Origin of the sequence: Intrasporangium flavum (assembly GCF_001956915.1) — a bacterium.
In the GTDB taxonomy this organism is placed as follows: domain Bacteria; phylum Actinomycetota; class Actinomycetes; order Actinomycetales; family Dermatophilaceae; genus Monashia; species Monashia flava.
In genome coordinates, this window is sequence record NZ_MLJO01000058.1 from 1 (window position 1) to 373 (window position 373).

The window sequence follows — 373 nt, forward strand, 5'->3', positions numbered from 1 at the left end:
GCTCGCCGACGAGCTCGAGGACCGCATCGAGGCCCGGCTGCGCGCCGACTGGCAGCGACCCGTCGGCGGCGCCGTCGGCCGCATCACCCCGCTGGTCGACGGCGCCGACCGCTACGTCGCGCACCTGCTGTCCGTGCTGCCGCACCGCCTCGACGGCCTCCACGTCGTCATCGACGCCGCCCACGGCGCCGCGTCCGAGGTGGCCCCCCGCGTCTTCCGCGAGGCTGGGGCCGCGGTCACGACGATCGGCTGCGAGCCCGACGGCATCAACATCAACGACGGCTTCGGCTCGACGCACACCGAGGCCCTCCGGGCGGCCGTCCTCGAGGCGGGCGCCGACCTCGGCATCGCCCTCGACGGCGACGCCGACCGC

At 76.7% G+C, this 373-nt stretch carries 1 pseudogene; it reads left to right on the top strand.

The window, feature by feature from the left end:
- Positions 1-373: pseudogene (locus BIV28_RS19645) on the top strand (phosphoglucosamine mutase); the annotation flags it as partial.